At 66.5% G+C, this 20844-nt stretch carries 20 protein-coding genes and 1 pseudogene; 9 read left to right on the forward strand and 12 right to left on the reverse strand.

All coding sequences use genetic code 11. From position 1 onward, the window contains the following. Window positions 1–253: 253 nt before the first annotated feature. On the forward strand, window positions 254–2080 hold the full coding sequence (locus ABN034_RS31965) for a glycoside hydrolase family 15 protein (RefSeq protein WP_349694696.1): 1827 nt from the start codon (window positions 254–256) through the stop codon (window positions 2078–2080). 120 nt (window positions 2081–2200) lie between these two features. Next, window positions 2201–2509, forward strand: coding sequence for a hypothetical protein (locus ABN034_RS31970; RefSeq protein WP_349694697.1), 309 nt, complete (start codon window positions 2201–2203; stop codon window positions 2507–2509). 124 nt (window positions 2510–2633) lie between these two features. Here the strand turns inward: ABN034_RS31970 and ABN034_RS31975 are convergent, their stop codons facing one another. Both ABN034_RS31975 and ABN034_RS31980 read right to left on the reverse strand, forming a co-directional pair. Then, the gene (locus ABN034_RS31975) at window positions 2634–3551 is read right to left on the reverse strand and encodes an NADP-dependent oxidoreductase (protein WP_349332364.1); all 918 of its coding nucleotides are present in this window, start codon (window positions 3549–3551) and stop codon (window positions 2634–2636) included. A 63-nt stretch (window positions 3552–3614) separates the two neighbouring features. Beyond that, on the reverse strand, window positions 3615–3872 hold the full coding sequence (locus tag ABN034_RS31980; protein ID WP_349694698.1) for a hypothetical protein: 258 nt from the start codon (window positions 3870–3872) through the stop codon (window positions 3615–3617). 443 nt (window positions 3873–4315) lie between these two features. Here ABN034_RS31980 and ABN034_RS31985 point away from each other — a divergent pair. From ABN034_RS31985 to ABN034_RS32000, 4 genes and pseudogenes are all read left to right on the forward strand, one after another. Then, window positions 4316–4471: pseudogene (locus ABN034_RS31985) on the forward strand (transposase domain-containing protein); the annotation flags it as partial. A gap of 1067 nt (window positions 4472–5538) precedes the next feature. Beyond that, window positions 5539–6180, forward strand: coding sequence for an NAD(P)-dependent oxidoreductase (locus ABN034_RS31990; RefSeq protein ID WP_349332366.1), 642 nt, complete (start codon window positions 5539–5541; stop codon window positions 6178–6180). Window positions 6181–6884: 704 nt separating this feature from the next. Next, window positions 6885–7286, forward strand: a complete 402-nt coding sequence (locus ABN034_RS31995) for a cupin domain-containing protein (protein WP_349332367.1) — start codon at window positions 6885–6887, stop codon at window positions 7284–7286. Between the two features lie 331 nt (window positions 7287–7617). Beyond that, window positions 7618–7794: a hypothetical protein gene (locus ABN034_RS32000; protein ID WP_349694699.1), complete on the forward strand. Its 177-nt coding sequence runs from the start codon at window positions 7618–7620 to the stop codon at window positions 7792–7794. Between the two features lie 521 nt (window positions 7795–8315). On the opposite strand, the gene ABN034_RS32005 is transcribed toward ABN034_RS32000, so the two are convergent. The 4 genes from ABN034_RS32005 to ABN034_RS32020 form a co-directional block, all read right to left on the reverse strand. Further along, a complete protein-coding gene (locus tag ABN034_RS32005; protein ID WP_349694700.1) occupies window positions 8316–8663 on the reverse strand; it encodes a hypothetical protein in 348 nt (115 codons plus the stop codon). 129 nt (window positions 8664–8792) lie between these two features. Further along, entirely contained in the window at window positions 8793–9053 is a 261-nt protein-coding gene (locus tag ABN034_RS32010; RefSeq protein ID WP_349694701.1) for a DUF6510 family protein, read from the reverse strand. 43 nt (window positions 9054–9096) lie between these two features. Further along, a complete protein-coding gene (locus ABN034_RS32015) occupies window positions 9097–9843 on the reverse strand; it encodes a ferredoxin reductase (protein WP_349694702.1) in 747 nt (248 codons plus the stop codon). Then, on the reverse strand, window positions 9813–10412 hold the full coding sequence (locus tag ABN034_RS32020; RefSeq protein ID WP_349332372.1) for a sulfite oxidase-like oxidoreductase: 600 nt from the start codon (window positions 10410–10412) through the stop codon (window positions 9813–9815). The genes ABN034_RS32015 and ABN034_RS32020 overlap by 31 nt, the downstream gene beginning before the upstream one ends. A gap of 55 nt (window positions 10413–10467) precedes the next feature. Here ABN034_RS32020 and ABN034_RS32025 point away from each other — a divergent pair, with 55 nt between their 5' ends. Further along, window positions 10468–10680: a hypothetical protein gene (locus tag ABN034_RS32025; RefSeq protein WP_349694703.1), complete on the forward strand. Its 213-nt coding sequence runs from the start codon at window positions 10468–10470 to the stop codon at window positions 10678–10680. A 414-nt stretch (window positions 10681–11094) separates the two neighbouring features. Here ABN034_RS32025 and ABN034_RS32030 read toward each other — a convergent pair whose 3' ends face one another. Then, window positions 11095–12294, reverse strand: a complete 1200-nt coding sequence (locus ABN034_RS32030) for a cation:proton antiporter (protein ID WP_349694704.1) — start codon at window positions 12292–12294, stop codon at window positions 11095–11097. A gap of 202 nt (window positions 12295–12496) precedes the next feature. Beyond that, a complete protein-coding gene (locus ABN034_RS32035; protein WP_349694705.1) occupies window positions 12497–13969 on the reverse strand; it encodes an FAD-dependent oxidoreductase in 1473 nt (490 codons plus the stop codon). A gap of 411 nt (window positions 13970–14380) precedes the next feature. Here ABN034_RS32035 and ABN034_RS32040 point away from each other — a divergent pair, with 411 nt between their 5' ends. Beyond that, window positions 14381–15217, forward strand: a complete 837-nt coding sequence (locus ABN034_RS32040; protein WP_349694706.1) for a GNAT family N-acetyltransferase — start codon at window positions 14381–14383, stop codon at window positions 15215–15217. Window positions 15218–15290: 73 nt separating this feature from the next. Here the strand turns inward: ABN034_RS32040 and ABN034_RS32045 are convergent, their stop codons facing one another. The 4 genes from ABN034_RS32045 to ABN034_RS32060 all read right to left on the reverse strand — a co-directional run bounded on the left by ABN034_RS32045 (window position 15291) and on the right by ABN034_RS32060 (window position 19872). Then, the gene (locus ABN034_RS32045) at window positions 15291–16697 is read right to left on the reverse strand and encodes a sugar porter family MFS transporter (RefSeq protein WP_349694707.1); all 1407 of its coding nucleotides are present in this window, start codon (window positions 16695–16697) and stop codon (window positions 15291–15293) included. Between the two features lie 145 nt (window positions 16698–16842). Further along, on the reverse strand, window positions 16843–17226 hold the full coding sequence (locus tag ABN034_RS32050; RefSeq protein ID WP_349694708.1) for an NAD-binding protein: 384 nt from the start codon (window positions 17224–17226) through the stop codon (window positions 16843–16845). Window positions 17227–17635: 409 nt separating this feature from the next. Beyond that, complete coding sequence (locus tag ABN034_RS32055) at window positions 17636–18589, reverse strand: glycoside hydrolase family 6 protein (protein WP_349694709.1); 954 nt, start codon at window positions 18587–18589, stop codon at window positions 17636–17638. A gap of 872 nt (window positions 18590–19461) precedes the next feature. Further along, window positions 19462–19872, reverse strand: a complete 411-nt coding sequence (locus ABN034_RS32060; RefSeq protein WP_349694710.1) for an SAM-dependent methyltransferase — start codon at window positions 19870–19872, stop codon at window positions 19462–19464. A gap of 343 nt (window positions 19873–20215) precedes the next feature. On the opposite strand from ABN034_RS32060, the gene ABN034_RS32065 reads away from it, so the two are divergent. Continuing rightward, window positions 20216–20395, forward strand: coding sequence for a hypothetical protein (locus ABN034_RS32065; protein ID WP_349694711.1), 180 nt, complete (start codon window positions 20216–20218; stop codon window positions 20393–20395). Window positions 20396–20844: the final 449 nt, after the last annotated feature.

Consider the following 20844-nt stretch of genomic DNA (forward strand, 5'->3'; position numbering starts at 1 on the left):
CCGCAGACATGGTCTGGTGCTACGACAGACAGGACGCCATTCGGTACAAACAACAATGTCTCGTACGTGGCGGCTCCATTGCCACCAACGGCAACACAAGCTGACCAATCCATGTTATTTCGGCTTCACGGAAGGATCAGAATTCGTGCGGTGGCCATCGAGTGCCAGGCCGGGCACCCGCCTTCGGTAGGAGTCACCTACCGGGAGGGTCGTCGTCCGACGCACCATGAAGTGGTAGAGGAAGGTTTCCACGATGGCTGAAACATCCACGTACCAAGGCTCGGCCGCCCGCTACCTCCCCGTCGCCGATCATGGGCTGGTCGGTGATCTTCGCACGGTGGCCTTGGTGGGTACGGACGGCACCATCGACTGGTACTGCTGTCCGTCGTTCGACGCGCCCAGTGTTTTCGCCGCGATCCTCGACGCGGATCGGGGTGGGGCGTTCGAGCTGTGCGCGATCGCGCCGGCCAGGACCAAGCAGTTCTACTTCCCCGATACGAACGTGTTGATCACCCGGTTCTTCACCGAGGACGGGGTGGGCGAGATCCAGGACTTCATGCCGGTCAGCGAATCCAGCGAGGCCGACCGGCACCGGCTGATCCGGCGGGTCGTGTGCGTACGCGGAACGATCCCGTTCCGGGCCCGGGTCGCTCCCCGGTTCGGGTACGCCGCCCAGCAGCACACCCTACGGATGCTCGACCCCATGGCGCTCTTCGAGTCCGAGGCGCTCTCGCTCGCGCTGACCGCCACGGTGCCGTTGGAGTGCGATGGCCTGGACGTGCGGGCGGAGTTCAGGCTCACCCAGGGCGAGTCGGAGGTGTTCGCCCTGGACCGGGTCAGCGGCGAGGTGCCACCGCGCGGCTGCCCACACGCCGAGGCCGAACGGGAGTTCACCGCCACGGTGGCGTTCTGGCGGCGCTGGCTCTCAGCCTCGCGATACCGCGGCCGCTGGCGGGAGATGGTGCACCGCTCCGCACTGACGTTGAAACTGCTCACCTACGCACCCACTGGTGCGATCGTCGCCGCGCCGACCACGAGCCTGCCCGAGCACATCGGCGGTGAGCGAAACTGGGACTACCGCTACCTCTGGGTCCGTGATGCTGCGTTCTGCGTCTACGCCCTGCTCAGGCTCGGCTTCACCGAGGAGGCCGCGCAGTTCATGAGCTTCCTGACCGAGCGGATCGACCTGCACGCCGACCGGCCGTCCGGACCTCTGCAGATCATGTACGGCATCGACGGGCGTACCGACCTGCCCGAACGGAAACTGCCCGACCTGGAGGGCTACCAGGGTTCGGCGCCGGTGCGAGTCGGCAACGCCGCCGCGGACCAGCTCCAGCTTGACATCTACGGCGCGCTCATCGACTCCATCTACCTCTACAACAAGTGGGGCGAGCCAATCTCCAGCGACCTCTGGGACACGGTGTCCAATCTGGTCGGATGGGTCTGCGAGCACTGGAACCAGCCCGACGAGGGCGTCTGGGAGACCCGTGGCGGCAGGAAGAACTTCCTGTACTCCCGGCTCATGTGCTGGGTGGCCATCGAACGCGCCATCCGGATGGCCCGGGCTCGCGGTCTGCCGGCCGATCTGTCCCACTGGGGCATGGTCCGTGACACGATCTACCAGGAGATCATGCGCCATGGTTGGTCCGACACGCGGCAGGCGTTCGTCCAACATGAGGGCGACGACGTCCTGGACGCCGCTGTCCTGATGATGCCGCTGGCGAAGTTCGTCTCCCCCACCGACCCTAAGTGGCTCGCGACCCTCAACGCGCTGACCGAGGACCTGGTGTCCGACTCGCTCGTCTACCGTTACGACCCGCAAGCGAGTCCGGACGGCCTCCGGGGTGTAGAGGGCACGTTCTCCATCTGCTCGTTCTGGTACGTCGAGGCGCTCACCCGCGCCGGACGCGTGGAGGAGGCCCGCCTCGCCTTCGAGAAGATGCTGACGTACGCCAACCACCTTGGTTTGTACGCAGAGCAGATCAGTCATACCGGAGAACAACAGGGCAACTTCCCGCAGGCGTTCACCCATCTGGCACTGATCAGCGCCGCGTTCAACCTCGACCGCGCACTGGGCTGACCAGCTGCAAAACCGCCGGCTCCGCGTCCGAGGTCGCATGGTCACCAGGGCTCGGCGAGTCACCCCTGCCGCAGGGTGAGGTCAGGCATCTGGGGGCATGACCGGTACCTTTGCCGATCCATGATCACCGCCTACCTCAACGAATCCGCCCGCTCCCGCCTTGACGGGCGCGTTCATGCGTTGGCGGCCGTGATCGTCGACCCGCAGTCACTGTCTGACAGGACTCCTTGCGAATCTGCCCGGCCGCAGGCTCGGGGAGACGATCTTGGAGTCAAGGGGGCGGACGTTGGACCACAACCAACCCACCGACCAGCCACAACCAACCCTACCGAGCCGTTCACCTGGACCGCCGCAGCCGACGAGATCCTCGCCAAAGTTCAACTCGTCCAGACCGACATCAAGAAACTCGTGGACAACAACGCCAAGTAAACTCATCAGAGTCACGCAACACTAGCTGGCTATATATTGGCGACGAGCTTGATCTCACCAGTTGCTCAGGGAACGCCAGCCTGGCTGTGCCGACCTACAGCCCGACAATCGCGTCTCCGAGTCCTCACGGACGGACGCTGATGATCGTTTTCCCCTTTCGGCGCTCGGTCGGATTGAGGGCCGCAAAGGCGTCGTCGAGGGTCGCGACGTTGCCGATGTTCGTCCGCAGTCGTCGGTCCCGCACCCGCTGGACGATCTCGCCCAGTTGGCCACGATCGGACTCGACAACGAAGTCGACCGCCAGGCCGTCGGCGGGCCGCGCCCCCGGCGGCCCGACGACACTCACCAGCGTTCCTGCGGCGCGAATCAGGCCTGCGGACCGCCTCCCGATGTCTCCGCCGATGACATCGAAAACCAGATCGACACCGCCGACGTCTTCCAGAGCGTCGTTGTCGAGGTCGACGAACTCCTGCGCGCCGAAGTCGAGTGCCTTCTGACGGTCGGCACCGCGCCCCGTACCGATGACATACGCGCCAGCCTCGCGCGCGAGTTGCGTCACCATCGTCCCGACTGCGCCGGCCGCGCCGTGCGCGAGGACGCTCTGCCCCGCCCGAAGGCGGCCGTGGTCGAACAGCCCTTGCCACGCGGTCAGGCCCGAGATTGGCAGGCTCGCGCCCACCGTGAAGTCGACGTCGCCTGGCAGGGGCGCGAGGTTGCGTGCCTCGACGGCCACGTACTCCGCCAGGGTGCCGTCGCGATGCCAGTCCGTGAGGCCGAACACCCGCTGTCCCACAGACAGACCGGTCGTGCCGTACCCGAGAGCGGTGACCACTCCGGCCATCTCGTGCCCAGGGATCGACGGTGTTCGGTCACGGTCCATGCGATCGGTCCAGGTCGAGGGCCACTCCAGCTCAGTCGGGACGAATCCCGACGCATGTATCTGAACGATGACGTCGTTTATCGCTGCCGGCGGCTCGGGGCGCTCCACCAGCGTCATCCCGGCCGTTCCCGCAGCCTGGTCCGTCACCACGATCGCCTTCATGGGAATTGTCTCCTCAGGCATTGTCTCTTTGATGGAAATGTTGCATCAATGGGCGCGAGTCGCTCACGGACGAATGCGGATGATCGTCTGCCCGCTGATCCGCTCGGTCGGATTGAAGGCGGCGACGGCGTCGTCGAGGGTTGCGACGTTGCCGATGTTCGTCCGCAATCGCCGGTCCCGCACCCGGTGGACAATCTCACCCAGCTCACCCGAGGTGAACCCCGACGCATGAACCTGAACGACGACGTCGTTTGTCGCCGGTTCCGGCTCGGGCCGATCTACCAGTGTCATCCCGGCCGTTCCCGCTGCCTCATCTGTCACAACAATCGCCTTCATCCGGCACCCCCCCCCGTATCTAGTTCCTGGCTTGCACGACACCTTCGTTCCGCCAGTATTAGCGGTGTCGGAGCGCGGCGTCTTACCCCGCAGATCGACCACATTGAGGCGCGCTACAGCGCCACTCTCTGCCCATCGACCGTACACCGCTGATGGCGCATTCGACGCATGCGAGAGCCCCCGTAACGAGGGGTCCTTGACCGTTGCCCCCGTTCCCCGATAGATGCCGCCCTGCACACCACAGACCTCCGTCAGGGGTGCGGCGCAGCCGTATCACGCAGCAATGCCCCGTAGTTAAGGCGACCGCGGGAAGGTCAATACATGGTTGATCACCCTTGGTCGAAGGTTGCGCGACGATGAAATGTACACGGAGCTCCGATAGATCATGGGATTGTGAAGATTACCTTGTTTCACAGGAGCTCCGTCGCATGTCCGAGTCTCCCACCGTCCATGTCTCGCGGTTCATCACGGTCGTCGCGGACGTCTTCGCGCCGGGCCATCTGGGCGAGTTGACTTCGTACCTGCCGTTCGAAGCGGTCGATGACGTCCTGGAGCAGACCAAAACTGTGCAGCACAGACTGCGTTCGCCGAGGGGCTACTTCCCGATCTGTCTCAAATTCCGTGAAGAGGTCAGCACGTAGAGATGTGCGTTGGGCGACTTCGACAACTTCTTGTAATTACCAAGTCTTGACGTGTCGGTGGATGTTCTGCAGGAGAAGACCTTCTCTTCTCATGCAGGTTCGGTTTCGACCGAGAAATCCGGCTCCACAAGAATCGCGGTTTTGAGTGGACCTTTCGTTGTCGCTGCTGCTGTTACCACATCCGAGGAATGTCATCGCTACTGATGTCCCGCTCACATCCGTGGTGGTGGTGTCTGCGCGGACCCGCAGCACCCTCTTTGTCAGGCTGAGGAGAGACACCGGGAGTCAGTCCTCGGATACCTGATCGAGGGCGGGATCGGAGATCCTTGTGCACGTGTCCACCCCATCTGATGACCGGTCCGTTCCTTCGACCTCGGGGCCGACCCGGGGCCACGCCCCTTCCGGCGGGTGTTCAGCCGGGAGTACAAGTTGGCGATCGTCGCAGAATACGAGAGCGCTCCTAACGGTCAGAAGGGCGCGATCCTGCGCCGGGAGGGCCTGTCTTCGTCCCTCGCGACGCTCGCTTCTAGAGTGCCTCGTCAGGAAACGTTGGCGCTGTAATGGTGTCGGCTTGTGCTGGGGGTGGCTGGTGCTGGGAGGCTGTGGCTGGGGGTAAGTCATGGCCCGGGCGCCTGAGGTGTGTTGTCCGGGACTTGGAGCCGGCCGAGGCTCAGCAGCTGGTGCAGATCACGCGGCGGGTCGTAACGCGCCGGCGAGGTGTTCTGGGAACCGGGTGGGAGACGGTCATCCAGTGTCAGGACGGCGACACCGCGACGGTTCGGCAATCGGTCCGATATCGCAGCTATTACATGCTTCGTCCTCAGCCCTCACCCTGGCACGGGGATGGGGCGATCGGCAACCAGCTGAGGCATACGTCTCCGTACGGAGGGTTTGCCGGGAAGCCGCCTGGGAAAGGGCACCGTGACGCTTCAGGGCGTACGGCGGTCGAATTGTGATCACGGGTCCGGCTCATCCCAACTACATGCGCGCAAGAGATGCAGGAACACCCCATGAAGATCGTGTTGTTCGGTGCCACAGGCATGGTAGGCAGCGCTATCGCGGCCGAGGCCGTGCGCCGTGGCCACGAGGTCGTGGCTGTCTCCCGCTCCGGACGCGCCCCCGTGGACAGCCCACTCCTGACCGCAGTGGCGGCCGAGGCCGGGTCGGCCGAAAGAGTTGCCGAACTGGTCAAGGGCGCCGACGTGGTGGCCTCGGCGCTGGTGCCGCCGCGTGATGGCTCCGATCCGCGCGCCCCGTTCGTCGCCCTGTACCACGCTTTGCTCGTCGGTGTGCGCGCCAGCGGTGTGCGCCGTGTCGTCATCGTTGGCGGTGCTGGCTCACTCCGAGTGGCGCCGGACACGGTTCTGTTGGACACGCCCGGTTTCCCGGCCGCAGTCAAGCCTGAGGCCCAGGCACACGCCGATCTGCTCGCCGGACTGCGCAAGGTCGACGACCTCGACTGGACCTACATCTGCCCGGCCGCGAGCATCGCCCCCGGCGAACGCACCGGAAACTTCCGCGTCGGCGGTGACGCCCTGCTGACCGACGGCGAAGGCAACAGCCACATCAGTACCGAGGACTACGCCGTCGCGTTCATCGGCGAGATCGAGAGGGCTGAGCATCCGAGGTCCCGTATCAGCGTCGCCTACTGACCGGAGCCGATCGAGAGGCACAGCCCGCCCGTGCGGCTTCTCCAACGCCAGCATCACCGGCTGCGACGACGCATGCGCGATCACACTCGCCATCCGTGACCTCCCCCGTGAGATCGCCCGCACCGTCAATCCGCGGGCCCTGCACCTCTTCATGGCCGTGCCTGCGGGGGCTACCTCGTAAACGGTGATTCGGCGAGCTCCTGACATAGGAGCCAAGCATGCATGTGGCCGTTTGCCGGCGCATCCGGGAACATCGGGTCCCTCGCCGTTGCCGCCTTCACCGCCACGGGCACGACCCTGTTCCGATCAGCCGGTCGCACGGCGTTGACCTATTGACCGGTCGAGGGCTGGACGAGGCTTTCGTCGGCGTCGATGTTGCTGTCGATGCGATCAGCTCGCCGCCCGCTTACGTGAGGCCGCAACGACATACTTCGCCACCGCCGCGCAAATCTACTGGAAGCCGATCAGCAAACGGATTTCGGCACCACGTGTTGCTCTCGATCGTCCAAGTACATCACATCCAGCGACTTCCCGACTATTCCGGCAAGCGGGAGCAGGAGCGCCTGGTACCTGCCGGACAGGTGCCGTGGACCATCGTGACCGACTCGACCCCATCCTGCGCACCCGCAACGGCCCAGAGAACCTCTTGTGCAGGCATGCATTGAACAGCAGCAGGGCTGGACCAGAGGAGCTAATCTTCTTGTATGCCTCTTGTTTCAAACCTGGTAGAGAAGGATCTGTTGGAGGTCGTGCCGCCGTTTGTCGTGCAGGGTTCCTCCGCGATGGTCCGACTCCTTGAGCTACCTCCGGGAGATCCAGGTATCGCTCCTCACCGTCACTCCGGTCCCGTTTTCGGCTACATGCTCGAAGGGGAGATGTTGTTCGAGCTCGAGGGTGAGGCACCTTATCCGGTCAAGGCCGGAGAAGCTTTCTGGGAACCGGGCGGCGCTGTCATCCACTACACGATCTCGAACCTGCTTGCAGATAGGACGAGCCGGCTCGTCGTAGTGATGCTGTGCGCTCCTGGAGTCGAGATGATCACATTCGTCGATGACGAAGAGCTTGCGGCCAAGGCGAGCAAGCGGATTCCCGCGCCGACGCGGTAGTCGTCGGATCCTCCGGTCCACATGATCGACGATCCGCCGTCGCCGCACCACTGCGATTGCAGGGTGACGTCACCGTGGGGCTTTGCCGGACATGCGGATGGGGGTAGACCCCTCGGCAGCCTCGACGAATCACAAGCGCCGCGTCAGCGAGGTGGGTAAGGCAAGGTTCGCAGCCGGGAAGGCTCTTCTCCATCTCCCAGCCCTTTGTGTCGATGTCGGTCGGGCGACTATCCCAACGTCTGGGGCCTTGTGCGCACTGTTCCCGCCGGTGAAACGGAGCGGCACTTCACCGTTCATCTGAAGCATTGACAGCCGGTCCGAACCGATCGCAGTGGAAGCGCGCTATGGGCCCGAGCCGCGGGCTGTGCTCCCCGACCCAGGAGTCTTCGACGTACGCCGGCGCATCGGCAGTGTCGTCCCCGAACGTGGCCCGAAACTGCCGGCCGTCCTCGCCGGTCTGACGGGTACGCCTGGAGGGGTCGGCCAGCGACGACGTGGTGACGAGTGAGACCGCCCCTCCCCAGACCACCTCGCCGAGGCTCGCGGCTTGACACAAGATGACTGGCAGCCGAGGTAGCGGGTTATCGGTGCCGCCCACGGACCCGTCTACCTCGACGAGCTTGGCCGACCGAGCCCAGATCCTGCGGCGTGAGGGAAACCGCGACTCTGACGACGCCGAGACCTAACTGCGCAAGAGTGTTTAGGTCGGACCGCCTGTGGGGATCAGGTTTGATGCCTCTCACGCGGTTCCGGCCCAACCGAAGAGAGCCCCGGCCCCCGCGTGTCTGACGGCGCGAGGGCCGGGCCTTGTTTGTAGAAGCGGGCACTACCAGCCGGGTGCTCTGGTCCTGAGTCCGCACCCCCAGGACCCGCCCGCCCTCCTGCGGCCCCGCGGCGGCTCGACGCCGGTGTGGGGCCGCTGTTGGGAGGCGACCCGGGCGCTGACCTACAACGGCCCGCAATGACACCGATACCGATACCGATGGTGCCAACGCACCTCAGGACCACCGGCTCGACATGAGTGAAGCTTCACACGGCGTTCCGGCGAGAGTGCGCACGGAGTCCGCGGTACGCAAGGGCACCCTTTGCGTACGCGGCGGCGGCGAGCTCGCGGCCGATGCCGATGGCGGCGGTGAGTTCGGGTGCGATCTGGTTCACCAGCCCGGTGATCTGGGTGTGGCGCAGCTGGTCGCGTAGTTCGGCGGCGGCTTCGACGATGCCGTTGTGCAACGCCTGGAGCCCGGCGCGGCGGGACTTGACCGCTGACCCGCGGGTGGCGCGTAGTACCCGGAGGGCTTCGACCATGCCGGCCATCACGTCGGCGTGTGGGTGCGTTGCCCGGTCAACGCGGCGCGAGCGGCGGTAGCCCGTGAGCACCCGGCGAGGCACTCCATAGCCGGCCTGCGGAGCGGAGGAAGCACTCGCATGCTCGTTGCCCTGATCGTCACCTCAGCATGCCGACCCGCTACCAGAGCCATGGCTGCGGCGTCGAATGCCGCGGCGGCGTCACAGGGGTACGCGCAGGAACACAGTGCCGCGCAGGTCGAGCCACGCACTTTCGGGGCCGCGGACCAGCCGCAGCACCACCCCATCGCATCCCGGGCAGCGGCCAACCAGGCCGGGCGCATGCGTGTACACGTGCAGGGTCGCCACCGGGCCGGTTCGGCCGCAGCTGGCGCAGCGGCTGGTGGCCCCGGTGACATCCACCGCAAAGACCTCCTGGAGCGGGCCGGCGAGCGCGTTGCCATCCACGTACTGATCGGTCATCTCAACCTCACTGTGTCTCCCGGTTCGCTGGGGCGTCTGCCGGTTAGTTTGGGCCGAAGCGTTCGGTCCTAACCCGCCGCGGGTCGTGGCCGAGCGCGACGAGGATGTCGGCGACCGTCTCGACGAAGCCGGTCGACCCACAGACAAAGCACGCCGGTGCGAAGTCGGCCGGCCAGCCGGCGGTGTTGACGTCGGCGACGCCGATCCGGCGCGGCGGCACGGGCCAGCTGTCCGGGGCGGCGCGCGTATAGGCGTACGTCACGTCGAGGCCGCCGTCGTCGCGGGCGAGGCGACGCAGCTCGTCGGCGTAGTAGACGTCGGCCGGCGTCCGCACAGAGTAGAGCAGGCGGAAGGGGATGCGGCTGCCCGCCGCCCGCCGGGCCCGGACCATCGCCATCAGCGGCACGATGCCGGAGCCGCCGCCGACCAGCAGCACCGGGTCGGTGGCATCCGGGCGCCACACGAACCAGCCGCCGACCGGTCCGCGCACCTCCACCGGGTCGCCGATCGTGAAGACGTCAACGAGGTACGGCGACACCTCGCCGCCGGGCACGCTCTGGACGGTCAGCTCGACCCGGTCGCCGTCGGCGGGCGCGGCGATCGAGTAGCTGCGCTGGGCCGAGTAGCCGTCCTCGGCGGTGAGCCTGACGTCGACGTGTTGTCCCGGCAAGTGTCGGGGCCAGCCGGGCACGTCGAGGACCAGCGTGCGGGCCGTCGCGGTCTCCCGGTGGGCCTCGACCAGCCGACCCACCCGCCAGGTCAGTCGCCCTGATACCGCTGCTCGCGCCACGGGTCACCGTAGTCGTGGTAGCCGGCGCTCTCCCAGAATCCGGGCTCGTCGTCGAGCCGCAGCTGGATGCCGCGGACCCACTTGGCCGACTTCCAGAAGTACAGGTGCGGAAGGAGCAGCCGGGCCGGCCCGCCGTGCTCCGGTGCGAGGTCGTCGCCATCGTACTTGTAAGCGATCCATGCCTGGCCGTCGAGGAGGTCTTCGAGCGGCAGGTTGGTGGTGTAGCCGCCGTAGGAGTGGACGAGCGCGAAGTCGGCGACGGTCTCCACATCGGACAGCAGCACGTCCAGCGACACGCCCTCCCATGTGGTGTCTAGCTTGGACCACTTCGTGACGCAGTGGATGTCGACCGTCGGCTCCTCGCTAGGCAGGTCCATCAGATCGGCCCATGACCAACGGTGCTTCTGCCCAGACTCCGTCGTGACGACGAACTCCCATTGATCCGGCAAGACCCGCGGTGTCGGGCCGGCCGAGAGCACCGGGAAGTCCTCGGTCAGGTACTGGCCGGGCGGTAGCTGCGGCCCGGACGAGCGTGGCCGGCCATGGAAACCGGGAGACTTGATCCCCACCGGAACAGTCTTCCCGGTACGGCTCCCCCAAACACCTCATCGAGATGAGGGACCCGTGACAGACCTGGATCCGGCCACCAAGACCTTCGGCCAGCTCGAACGACCTGACCCGCAACCAGGCTCGGCTCGGGTCGCGTCGGGTCGGGTCGTCGCACGCTACGAACGAGCTGTCGTCGACATCGACATCGGCGCCGACCGCTCCCACCCTGACCGGCGGCGCTTGTGCCCTCCCGGAACGAGTGGGACACAAGAAGAACGGGAGAGGTAGGGCGGAAACGGCCAACTGGGCACCTGATCGCACACGTCCTTACAGACGAGACCTTCGGCTCTGGCCAGCTCAACTATCCGACAGGCGGCGTCTTGGCCAGTGAGGCCCTTTGCCTGGGCGACTTCGAGACGAGAGCAACTGATACTCCAAGCAGAACGCTCAAATGCTCGAGACTGGACCGAGCCTGCTGCGCGCTCGGCGCCGTCCCTGCCGGACGACGGTAGCTCTCCGGCGGCCGTGTATAGGGGGTGGCCCAGCAGGGGGAGCAGCTTGTTGTGGCTCCGCATGATTACGCCGATGCGCTCGCGCCATCGAATGAGATCTCGGCCATGGTTGGGCTGGTTCGGGCGCTGCTTGCCCAAACGGCTGGATCGATGGCTGGATCAAGACCACGATCGTGGCGTGAATGACCCATTACGAGCGGCGGAGCAAAGCAAGCGCGGCCGCGGGGAAGATCAGCGTGGACAGCAGACCGGCCCCGACCAGCGCCGCCGCGTTGACCGGCGACAGTAGATCCTGCACCACCCCGATCTCTGCCGCGACGACTATCAGTGGAAGCGAGGTGGCCTGCAACAGGCCCGCCGCGATCGAGGCCCGCGTGCCAACGGCCCGAACGTAGAGTGCGGCCGGTACACCGTGGACGATCAGCAGTGCGAGCAGGAACGCGGGCACTCGCAGTAGCGCCGAGGGGCTGGCAACTAGTCCACGCAGGTCCAACTGCAACCCGCTGGTGATGAAGAAGACCGGGACCAGGAACCCGTAGCCAATTGCCTCGAGCTTCGCCCGGAATCTCGGGTGGGTGGTGGTGTCATGATCGACGATGCCGACAATGACGCCGGCCACGAACGCGCCGAGAATGGTCTCCAGGCCGAACATCTGGGCCAGCACCACGAAACCGATCAGCAGCACCACCGCCGCCCGGACGCGGAGCTCGGCAGTGGTGTCCTGCAAGCGCCGAAGCACGCCGCCGAGCCGCATCGAACGGCCGGCCAGGGACACCGCGACACCGACGGCCGCGACCAGGGCTGCGAACACGACCAGCATGACGATCCGCTCGCCGATGCTTCCGCCCGACGTGGAGAACAGCAGGGACAGCATCAGCACGCCGCCGAACTCTGCCACCGAGGCCGCGGCGAGCACCCTCAGGCCGGTTGCACCCTCCGCCTCCCCGGCATCGGTGAGCACCGGAACGACCAGGCCCAGCGAGGTCGCCGACAGCGTGACCGCGAGCAGTAGCGGGCTGCGCACCCAGTCCAGTGCGTCGAACAGCAACCCGGCAAGGACACTGAGCACCAACGTCAAGCCATAGCCAGCCAGCACCGCGCGCAACAGATGGCCTCGCATGCGGCGTACGTCGATCTCGAGGCCGGCCAGAAATAGCAGCAACGCCAGCCCAAGTAGGGCCAGAATCTCGAGCGGGCTGTCCACCCTGATCAGCTTCAGCCCGGCAGGGCCCAGCACGACACCCGCCGCGATCGCCACGACAACTGACGGAATACCCGAGCGGGGAAAGAACCCCAGGACGGTGGGCGCGCACAGGGCGATCAGCGAGACAAAGAACAGGTTCGCGAACGACACCTCGGGCACGCCCGCCCCCTCCCTCGGGCTCAGCACCCACCACCGGACGCCTGTCGTCCGCCATACCGCGCCTTAAGCGGCGCCGCCCCAAGGCCCCAGCGCCGGGCGGAGCCTCTACGCGGTTCTCCGCGAGCTCCAAATCGTGCTCGCGCTCCTAGCCGACACCTGCCCTACCTGCCAACAACCCGGTCGCCATCGAAGCACTCACACCGACCTGGCAACGTCTTCCTACACGGCCTCACCGCGGGTGTGGGACTGCGACCTTTTGGGGTTTGGCGTGCTGTAGTGCGATCCGTTGGAAGACCTCGGCCTGCGTTGGGTAGCAGTGCACCGTGTTGGCCAGCGCCTCCAGTGGCAGCTGGTTTGTGATCGCCAGCGTTAGCTCGCTGATCATCTCACCGGCGTGTGCCGCCACAAGCGTCGCTCCTACGATCTCGCCGCTGCCGCTGCGGGTGTAGATCGCCCCGAACCCCTCCTCCTCGCCGTCGATGAAGGCCCGCTCCACCTTGGCCAGCTCGAGCCGGTAAGCGTCGATCTCGACACCTTCATCGCGGGCTCGGCGCGGGGTCAGGCCCACCTCGGCCACCTCGGGATCGGTGTAGGTGCAGTGGGGAATGACAAGCTCCCGGGCCGGGCGACGCGCTCCATCCAGCGTGTTCGCAATAGACAGCCGCGCTGTCGCCATGGCCGCGTGGGTGAACTTCTGTGGGAAGGCCGCATCGCCAACGGCATAGATGTTGGCGTTGCCGGAGCACAGGTACTCGTCCACCTCCACGCCATACCTGGCGACGTGCACGCCTGCCGCGCCCAGGTCCAGGTGTTCCACGTTCGGCTTGCGACCGGCGGCGAGCAGCAGCGCATCATAAGCCAGCTCGCGCGTCCCGTCGGGGCCCTGCACCAGCAAACTGCCGTCGCCTGCCCGTACTGCCGTGAACCCCAGATGGAGCCTTAGCCCTTCCTGCTCGAACCGGCGACCGATCAGCTCACCGACCTCCGGCTCATCCCTGGGCAGCAGGGTCCTGGGACGGCTGACCAAATCCACCTCGCTGCCGAGACGGCGGAAAGCCTGGGCCAACTCGCATCCCAGCGGACCGCCGCCGATGACGACCATCCTGGCCGGCAGCTCGGTCAGGGAGAAGACGGTCTCGTTGGTCAGGTACTCACCCGTCCGCAGTCCCTCGATGGGCGGCACCACGGGATCCGATCCGGTGGCGATCACAGCCTTCTGAAATCGCAGCGGCCGGCCATCGACCTCCACGGCATTCGGCGCGGTGAAGCGCGTGTGCCCAAGGTAGACCTCCACCCCCGCCTGCTCGGCCACCTCGACCGCATCGCCTGAGCTGCTCATGGAACGTATCCTGCGGACCCGCTCCATGACCGACCCGAAATCAACTCGAGGTGGGGTGTCAAGCCGAAAGCCAAACTCTCCCCCGCGACCCGCATCGTGCACCGCGCGTGCACAGCGAATCAGCGCCTTGCTCGGCGTACAGCCAAAGTTGACACAGGTACCGCCAGTCAGTCGCTGCTCCGTCATCGCGACACGGAGCCCGCCTGCGGCAGCAGTCGTGGCGGCGATGAGCCCGCCCGGTCCGCCACCGAGCACCACCAGGTCATAGTCACCACCTTCCCGGTTGACCCAGTCAGGCGGGTGACCCTGACGGATCGTCCGCTGGTTATGAACGTCATCGGGGTACAACTCGACAGTCGCCATTACGCATCCTCCGTGGACTGGCCTTCCATCCTTAGGCAGATCCTCACCGCGCAGCCGGTGCGGCCCGTTGCCACAGACCCTTCACCACGCCAGCAGTCGGTATCGCCATACCCATCCCTGCCGATCCACACGCCGCACAGCCAAGCCCGCGGGCACGCCAAGGACGACGGCCGCTGACAAAGCCCAGGCACATGTTCCGTCGAGCCCCACCTCCTCCCCCACCCGCCGCCCACCAGGGCAGGAGGGCGCGCCCCGCCGTATCAGGATCACTCCAGGCTCGGCCGCCCAGGATCACCCGTTGGTCCTCGGATGGGGGGACGTCCGTGCTGGCCCAGGCCAGGGAGCTGACCGAGGAGACCTGGCTGGAAACTCGCCCAGATCGAAACGCAGATCGCCTACTGGAGGTGGGAGTTGGACGGAGCGGTACGCCGAGAGGTGGACTATCTCGTCACCGTCACCGTCACCGTCACCGACAACGACCGGCTGCGCGACATCGTCGCCAAGGCCGTACGGATGCGGCTCACTGAACGGCTCCGGCTCGAGCCGGTCGAGCCTTCACACACCGACGATCTTGCCCGCCCCCACGACGACGACACAGTGGCGTTCTGGTACGCCGGCCGATGGAGCACCGACGAGGCTCGCCGCAACGCGCCCCGACCCGCATGGGCACAGCGTGGGAGGCGGACGGTGTGTCCAAGTGGATGCGTACGACCGGTCTGGTGGTGGGCTTGTCGGTCTGGGTTGGCTGGCCGGTCGGGGTGGCCTGTCCCGGATGGCCGCCGACGCCGAGGTGACGCGTCGAATCGAGGGACGCTGGGCGACCGGGGTCATGCATGGGTCCGGCCCCGGCTCGAACTCGGGCTGGGCGATCCTTCCTCGGCGTTGGGACGCGGGCTGGCGACGGAGCTGGGTCGGGCCGGGCTGGCGTACGCCTTCGACACGGTCGGCTCGGGCGAGGTCGTCGCGTTCACCGAACGCCACAACACTCGGTCGCGTGCGGTGATGGAGCGACTGGGAATGACCTACGTAGGCCGTCTACCAGCTGGTGGGGTGTGCGTCGAGCCGGCGGGCGCTCAGCAGGATGTGGCCCACGATCACGTCGTCGACGGTGGCGACGTAGGACAGTGGAGCGATCGGGGCCTGCTGCCCGTAGCGCCTCGACGAGCCGGGGAACGACCCCGTCCCCGCCGAATGCCTCGACGTGGACGCACGCACCTCCCGTTGATCATCGTCGCGCTCCGGCTGTAGCAGCGCAGGAGTGAGCGGCGTGGGTGGCGTGACCGAGGAGGCTGCTGTCATGCCGGGCGAGGCCGCCAGGACGTTACATTTCTTCCAGCTCCCGTCCCTTCGTCTCCCGGATGCGCCTCACCACGAACACCAGGGAGAGTGCCGCGAAGAACGTGTAGATGCCGTACGCGAATCCGAGACCGATCGCCTGCAACGTCGGGAACGTCGTCGAGACGGTGAAGTTCGCCAGCCACTGTGCGGCGGCGGCGACCGCAAGAGCCTGGGCACGGATCTGGTTGGGGAACATCTCGCCGAGCAGGACCCACACCACGGGTCCCCAGCTCAGACCGAAGAACACGACATAGAGGTTCGCGGCGACCAGGGCCACCGGCGCCATGATCCCCTGCAGCACCGGTTCGCCGCCGATGACCGGAGCGGTCCCGAAAGCGAACGCCAACGTGCCCAAGGTGAGCATCATGCCCGTCGACCCGATGATGAGCAGCGGCTTGCGCCCGAACTTGTCGATGGTCGCGATCGCGATCAACGTGGTGAGAATGTTGGTCACTGACGTGATCACCGTGATGATCAGGGAGTCCGCCTCGCTGAACCCGACCGCCTGCCACAGGACGGACGAGTAGTAGAAGATCACGTTGATGCCGACGAACTGCTGGAACACCGACAACAAGATGCCGACCCAGACGATCGGCAACAGGCCGAGCCGGGGGCCGCGCAGGTCCGACAGCCGCATCCTGCGATCCGCGGCGAGGGTCTGGTCGATCTCGGCGATCTTCGCCTCGACGTCACCGCCGAGGTACTTCCGGAGGACCTTTCGCGCCTCTGCGGTGCGTTCCTTCGCCACGAGGAAGCGCGGTGACTCGGGCAGGCGGGACGCGAGCGCACCGTAGGTGAGCGCCGGGACCAGCAACGACAGGAACATCCACCGCCACGCGTCGAGGCCGAGCCAGAGCTCCTCGCGGGCACCTCCGGCCAGTGTGGCCAGTACGTAGTCGACGAGGAGGGCGACGAAGATCCCGGTCACGATCGCCAACTGCTGCAGCGAACCCAGGCGGCCGCGGATCCGGGCCGGCGAGATCTCGGCGATGTACGCCGGAGCGATCACCGAGGCGGCACCCACACCCATCCCGCCGACGAAGCGCCACAGCGCGAGGTCCCAGATGGCGAACGCGAATCCGGAACCGAGCGCGCTCACAGCGAACAACGCCGCGGCGATCAACATCACCCGGACCCGGCCGAGGCGGTTGGCGAGCGGACCGGCGGACCAGGCGCCCAGCGCCGACCCCAGCAGCGCCGCCGCCACCGCCAGGCCGAGAACGAACGGGTTGACGGCGAAGGTGTCGCGCACCGCACCGACCGCGCCGTTGACGACAGCCGTGTCATAACCGAACAGAAAGCCGCCGAGCGCCGCCGCCGCGGCGACCGGCGCGACCCTGCCGGTCGGCCCCGCAGGTGCGCCCGGAGGTTCGGTCAGCTGCCTGGTCATGGGATCTCCTTCGTCGGCCCCATGACCAAAGTGCTGTGCTGATTGGCGTCCTCACTCCGTTCGGTCATGCCAGGACTTCTCCCCGACGGGGGTGGATCGCACGCCTGCAGCGCGCCGGGCCTACCGTCTGGCCTACCCGCCTGACCTACCGTCGGCCGCGCAGCAGTTCGATCACGGCCGAGTCGTCGAGTCGGCCGAGCCCTGCCCGACGGCCCGCGAGGTAGAGCTGTTCGGCCGTGGTGGCGAGCGGTGTCGGGTAGTCGGCCGCCCGTGCCGCGTCGGTGACGAGGCCCATGTCCTTGACGAAGATGTCCAGCGCACTCCTGGGCTGGTCGAACGGCCCGTGCAGCATGCGTTCGCCCCGGTCGTCGAGGATGAACGACGCCGCCGCGCCGTGTCGGATGATCTCCCAGCACGCGCCGGCGTCGAGCCCGATCGCCTCGGCGAACGCCAACGCCTCGGCCGCGACGGCAATGTGCACGCCACAGAGCAGCTGGTTGACCAGCTTCACCTTCTGCCCGTCACCCACGGCCGGTCCCACCACCGGTGCCCGGCTGGATCCGCTGCCACTGGGGCCCCCGGGTCGGGAACTCGCCTGGCCGCGAAGCCATCGCGTCGACCACGGCTAGGCTAGGGAGCAGGCGCTTCCCGGGTCCTGGCCCCGCTCAGCGAGCCCGGCGATTAGCTCGAAGAGCGTCTCCGCCCAGCCTCGGGGGCGGCCCCGGTGAGTGCCGGGACGCCGAAGAGTTCGCGAGCAAGTGAGCACGGCAGTACCCATGGCGAGGTGCTCACCCGGTCGGACGGCGACGGCTGGGAGCCGACTTTGAGTGGGGTTGGTGACCCGGAGCGAGAGGCGCCAGAGACGGACCGGCCGGGGCCCCGGGCGGCGTCGCCCGGAGACCCCGACCGGTCACGTCGGATCGACGGTGGACCGCCGGTCAGCGACCCTGGATAAGGCCGGCCGCCAGGTCCGGAGAAAACTCCCCGGCCGTCGTCGTGGCACCGGCACCACACGTGCCGTCGGACTCACCCGGCGCCTTGATCCAGAGCTCGAACTCCTTGGGCTCGCCGAGGCCGGCCAGCCGGGCAGGAGTGCCCAGCTTGCGGCCAGCCGGGTTGCACCATTCGCCGTTCGCTGAGCCGTTGCCGTTCCGGCTCGTGTCGACGACGTACGACTTGGTAAGGCCGTATTTGGATGCCAGGGCCTTACGGATCGCTCCGCCGTAGGTATCGCTCTCGGCCGTCGAGTAGAAGTTGGAGACGTTGACACTAAAGCCGCGGGCCTTGCCCACACCCGCCGCGGCCAGTCGGTCGGCCATCGTCGCGGGCGGGATCCAGTTGGCGTTGCCGCCATCGATGTACGTCATTGCCTGGGGTGCGTGCTCGGCCAGCTGGTCCACGCCGAACTTGATGAGATCGAGCCGGGTCTTCTTGCCGGCCTCGTCGGGAATGCAGTCGATCTGCGCCAGCGTGTCGGGCTCGAGGATGACCACGGCGGGGTGCGATCCGATGCCCTTGGCAAACGACGTGATCCAGGTGCGGTAGTCGTCCGGGCTCTCGACGCCACCGGCACTGTGCGACCCGCAGTCGCGCCCGTAGATGTTGTAGGCGACGAGTACCGGGAGGCTGCCGGCGTCGGCGGCCGCCTCGACGTACTCGCTCGTCTCCGCCGTGATGCGTTTGTTCCAGTCGCCGAACCAGCGCGCCGCGGGCTTGTTGGCGATGGTTTCCTCGATGGTCTTGGCGCGCTCGTCGGAAGGATTCTTCTTGGCCCACAGAGTGGACTGCTGGGTGGGATCGACGTACAAACGCTCGGGCAGGACCCCCGACGCGGTACGTGGCGGACGGTCATGGAGTTGGCGTGGCGCGGACGCGTTCTGGGACAGTTCCATCCAAGGCGCCTCGGAGCAACCGACCAGTAAGCCGACTCCTGCAATGAGGCTGACACCGCATACGCCAGCTTTCACAACTTTGTTCCGCATCGTCTAGGCTCTCCGATCTTCCCGCCGATAGTGAAATTAGTGCGGCTAACTACCTGTGAGGTATTCGCAGGCATCGACAGAGGTTCGCTGATCTCTTCACGACTTGTCAAAAAAGGGCGCCGGAATTGCCCTCAAGGTCGAGGATGTCAAAAAGGAGCGACATGCCCCCTCGCCCCTCGGCGTAGGATGCGGGGCTACGCGTGCGAAGCCGCGTCAATCTAGCCTTGCTAGTGATATCGCTTCACCTTAAAAATAAGGGGCAACTCGCCGGTGACGCCCTTGGTCGCAAGGCCTCTGCGAGCGACCCAAAGACGAAAACTACTTTATCTTTAAGGAGATTTCACAGTCAGGCCAGTCTTGACCGTGCGGCAATGGCGAGTTTCCCTTGCACGCAAAGGGATGCTAACGCTGTATGGCTAGCCGTAAACACGCGCGTATTACATGTTGCGGGCGCCAACCGAGAGGCTGGCAGATAGGCGGGGCCGGCCTTTGGGGGATTTCCCGCCGAGCACCGCAGGGCGGAGCCGAGCCCAACAAACCATCTCATAACGTTCGTATCGCTTCGTTTTGTTCATATTGATATGAAACGAAGCCTAGATTGGCCTCATGGCAGACCAGCAGAGACCGGGCGGTGGGCTAGGGTCTCCGGCGGTTCGACGCATCAGGGGAACCGACGCGTGTCCGGCACGCACCCCCGACACGCACGTCGTCAGATGACGGACCGTGTACGACGTTGGCGGCGTGGGAGAGGGCGAGGTGGCTGCCGGAGGGCAGCGGTGCCATCAGCTCGCCGAGGTTCGCCTTGGCTTGGGGGTGTCGGCTACGTGGTGCAGGATCCCCATGAGCGTGACGGCGACCGGCTGGTCGAGGTCGAGCGTTGCCACGGGCGGCGTCGAGGATGCCGCGGGGTCGCGGCGGTCGCCTTCGACGTACGCGGTTGCGTCCTCTGTCGTGCATACGAGCAATGCCCGCTCGTGCACGAGCACCAGGGAATCGTTGTCGACGCAAACGACACGCGATTCCGGTGCGATCGCGTGTGCTACTTCGTGGGTGTTGTTGGCCGTCAGCAGCCCGGTGCCGATGTCGAAGAACTGGCGCACGCCGGACTCGGCGAGAAACGCGACCGACCGCCGAAACCGGCTGGTCCCACCACGTGCGTTGACCCCTGGCATACGCCTGGTGGAGACGGTCACGGATCCGGACCTGGCGCGCCCCGGCGTCGGTCTCGTCATCCCCACGGAACAAGCGCCGCAACCGCGTTGCCGGCGTCGACGCGGCGACCACGGCGCTCGTCGGTGTCTACAGCCGACGGCGACCTGAAACAAGGTCATCGTTCGCGCTAATCGCTGTACCGATCTTCCTCAACACTGGTGTCGCGGTCCAGACACGCCGAGGTCGACCCACCCCCACACCGCGCCCGGGAGCGGATTGCGGAGAGCGGAGAGCGGAGAGCGGAGAGCGGAGAGCGGAGAGCGGAGAAGGAAGATACTCGGTCGGGCGGCGGCGGGGTGCCTTGCCTGTGGTTTCGGTGGTCGGTTGGGGGAATCGTTCGCGGAGGTCGTCGAGCTTTGTGGCGTGTTCAGTGCGGAGATCGTCGAGTCGTTGTTGCGCGGCGGTGCGGTCGGCTTGGGCGCGGGCGGCGGCCAGGTCGGCGCGGACCTGGAGAGTTCGGTCTGGAGCGCCTCCCGGTTTGCAGTGGCATCGCGGAGTTGGTAACGCTGCTCGGCGGTCTGTGTGGTGAGTTGTTCGACGGAAAATTCTGCTCGGCTGACGGCCCGCTCGGCGGTCTCGGCACGTTGGAGCGATGGCCTGCCGCCGCTCGAGCTGGACGGCGAGCTAGTCGCGTTCACGCGCCAGGTCGGCGGTTTCTGCCTGGCGGCGGTCAGTTGCTGGGCCAGGTCGTCGCGTGCGGTGGTGGCAGCGATCAGCTGGTCGCGGGTCGCCTCCAGCTGGGCTGCGGTCTGTCGCAGCTGTTCGGCGGCCTGGTCCCGGTCGGCGCCGGTCTGCTCGAGCTCGCGGGCCTGTTCAAGCTGTTCGCCGAGTTGCTCGGCGCGCGCATTGGCTGTATCGGGCCTGGGATGTCTGGCAGGCCGAACGGTACCGACGCGGCGAGATCGGCCAACGAGCTGCCCACAGCGACAACCCGTTCCGACCACGCTGACGAC

The sequence above is a fragment of the Actinopolymorpha sp. B11F2 genome (assembly GCF_040195635.1).
GTDB lineage: Bacteria > Actinomycetota > Actinomycetes > Propionibacteriales > Actinopolymorphaceae > Thermasporomyces.